The 2658-nt window shown below is 74.8% G+C and carries 3 protein-coding genes; all 3 read right to left on the bottom strand.

All coding sequences use genetic code 11. The features are described from left to right. Positions 1–43 precede the first annotated feature (43 nt). Positions 44–1153 (bottom strand): AAA family ATPase, encoded by a 1110-nt coding sequence (locus ABZ914_RS49905; protein ID WP_500201605.1) that lies wholly within the window; start codon positions 1151–1153, stop codon positions 44–46. Continuing rightward, positions 1150–1791: a nicotinamide riboside transporter PnuC gene (gene pnuC, locus ABZ914_RS49900; RefSeq protein WP_500201604.1), complete on the bottom strand. Its 642-nt coding sequence runs from the start codon at positions 1789–1791 to the stop codon at positions 1150–1152. Before pnuC ends, ABZ914_RS49905 begins: the two co-directional genes overlap by 4 nt. A 105-nt stretch (positions 1792–1896) precedes the next feature. Continuing rightward, the coding region (locus tag ABZ914_RS49895; protein WP_500201603.1) for a dihydrolipoamide acetyltransferase family protein at positions 1897–2658 on the bottom strand (762 nt) is incomplete at its 5' end.

The raw sequence follows: 2658 nt of genomic DNA, 5'->3' as shown, positions 1-2658 counted from the left end.
GCCGAGCCGGCCGAGCCGTCCGGGCCGGCCGAGCCGTCCGGGGCTACGGGGCCAGGGGTGCGCTGAACGACCAGCCGCGCGCGAGCAGCGCGTCGGCGGCCTCGACGGCGGCGGCGAGCCGCTCCTCGTGCGGGCCGGTGACCACGATGTGCGGCAGGCCCCGCCTCTCCAGCTCCTCCCGGAACCGGTCCGACATCCAGGACCGGATCGACTCGCCGTCCCGCCAGCCGTCCTGCTCGAACGGCACGCCGTCCGGCGAGGTCAGGATCCACAGGTGGTGCGGGACCCGCTCGTGGACGGCCTCGACGTCCGGGGCGGGCGCGCCGAGGTACCGCTCGTGCCAGAGCGCGGTCGCGAACGCGTCGGTGTCGCAGACCAGCAGCGGCGAACCGGTGCGCGCGGCGGCGTCCTCCAGCGCGGCGTGCCGTTCGGCGATCGCGGTGAACTCGGCGGACTCCCAGCCCAGGCCGTCCAGCCACAGCGACGGGTCGCCCGCGGCGCGGCGCGCGGCGGCCAGCTTCTCCTCGGTGAAGGTGCGCCCGTACTCCGGGACCCACCGCGTCGCCGCCCACACGCCGCCGCGTCCGGCGTAGTGCGCGGCGAGCGCGCGCGCCAGCGTCGTCGTGCCGGTCGACTCGGCGCCGGTCACCACGACGCGGCGCGCCAGGTACGCGCGGACGGGCGGCGACAGCCACTCCCACGCCGCCACCGGGTCAGCGCGGACGGCGGTGCCGCTGACCGGGAACCGCTCGCGCGGCGGGTCCACCGGCACGTGGACGGCGGAGAACCGGGCGGCCAGCTCGGCGCCGTACGGCTCGGAGCTGAACACCGCGTCGACCGGCGGGACGGCCACGCCGAGCCCCGACCGCAGCGCGAGCCCCGCCCGGAACGCCGCGACGTGCGCCGACCAGATCTCGTCGGAGCCGTAGTCGATCTCCGCGTCGTCCACCGCCGGGACGATCTCCACGTGCGGCTGCGGGTGCGCCTCCCGCAGCCAGGCGGTGCGCAGCGCGAGCGGGACGCTCTCCACGGTGGACGCGGCGACGACCACCGTCACCCGGGCGCACGCCGCGGCGGCCGTGTCGATCAGGTGGTGGTGGCCCGCGTGCGGCGGATAGAACTTGCCGATGACGAGCCCGTGCTCGTGGGTCATGCCGGCACCGCGGCCGTCCGCCGCCGGAGGTCGCGGCGCCAGGCGACCAGGCCCGCGACGCAGAGGGCGAGGAACAGCACGTACAGGGCGCCGGTCAGTTTCAGCTCCTTGTAGAAGTACAGCGGGATGTAGATCAGGTCGGCGGCGATCCACAGCCACCACGACTCCAGCAGCTTGCGGGACTGCCCGTAGGTCGCGGCGAGCGACAGCGCGGTGGTCAGCGCGTCCCAGAACGGGACGGTGGAGTCCGTCCAGGCCGACAGCATCCAGGTCAGCAGCGCCGTCCCGGCCGCGCCGGCGACGGCGAGCCCGGCCCACTCGGTGCGCGCGGTGCGCCGGACGGGCAGCTCGTCGCGGCCGTCGCCGGCGTAGAGCCAGACCCACCACCCGTACAGCTGGAGGACGACGTAGACGACCTGGAGCCCGGCGTCGGCGTAGAGGCCGCCGTCCAGGAACACCAGGCCCAGCAGGACGACGTTGGCGATCCCGACCGGCCAGTTCAGGATGTTCTGCCGGACGACCAGCCAGACGTTGACCGCGCCGGTGGCGAAGCCGAGCAGCTCCGCCCACGTGGTGGGCACCGACCCGAGGTGGAACGCCGGATCGAGCAGGGGACCCAGCGGAACGTTCACGGCCATGGCGGCAATGATCACATGTCGTCAGAAAGACGACAAGTGGCGCGCGGCCCCGGTGACCTCCGCGATCACCGGGGCCGCGCGCTCACGCTCGCGGCCGGGCCGTGCTCACGCCACGATCAGCAGCGGGTTCTGCAGCAGCTCGGCGAGGCGGGCGAGGAACTTCGCGGCCGTCGCGCCGTCGCAGGCGCGGTGGTCGACCGAGAGCGTCACCGCCATCCGCTTGCCCGGGACGACCTGCCCGTCGCGCACCACCGGCTCGTCGCGGACGGCGCCGACCGCGAGGATCGCGGCCTCCGGCGGGTTGATCACCGCGGAGAACGAGTCGACGCCGAACATGCCGAGGTTGCTGACGCTGAACGTGCCGCCGCTCATCTCCTGCGCGGACAGCTTCCCGTCCCGCGCCTTCCCGGCCAGCTCGCGGGTCTCCCGGCCGATCTGCGAGACGCTCTTGCGGTCGGCGTCCTTCACGACCGGGACGACCAAGCCGTCCGCCACGGCGACGGCGACGCCGACGTGCACGCGCTTGTGGAAGAGCAGGTTCTCCTCGGTGTAGGAGACGTTGACCTCGGGGTGCTCGCGCAGCGCCGTGGCCACCGCCTTCACGACCAGGTCGTTCACGCTGACCTTCGCCGGGGCGAGCGCCTCGTTGAGGGTGGCGCGGAACGCCAGCAGCGCCTCGGCGTCCACCTCCCGGTTGAGGTAGAAGTGCGGCGCGTTCCGCTTGCTCTCGGTGAGCCGGCGCGCCGCGACCTTGCGGAAGCGGTTGAGCGGGACGGCCTCGACGTCCGGGTCCTCGGCGGCCTGCGGGCGCGCGGCGGGCGCGGGGGCCTGGGCCGGAGCGGCGGCGGGCGCCGGAGCGGCGGGCGC

Source organism: Spirillospora sp. NPDC046719 (assembly GCF_040645715.1).
GTDB lineage: Bacteria > Actinomycetota > Actinomycetes > Streptosporangiales > Streptosporangiaceae > Spirillospora.
Note: the sequence above shows the minus strand (reverse complement) of the source record. Positions and strands in the feature narration are given on the sequence as shown.

Excerpts from the sequence above, each read along its gene's own strand:
- ABZ914_RS49905 (WP_500201605.1), bottom strand. The coding sequence starts at position 1,153 with ATGACCCACGAGCACGGGCTCGTCATCGGCAAGTTCTATCCGCCGCAC.
- pnuC (WP_500201604.1), bottom strand. The coding sequence starts at position 1,791 with ATGGCCGTGAACGTTCCGCTGGGTCCCCTGCTCGATCCGGCGTTCCAC.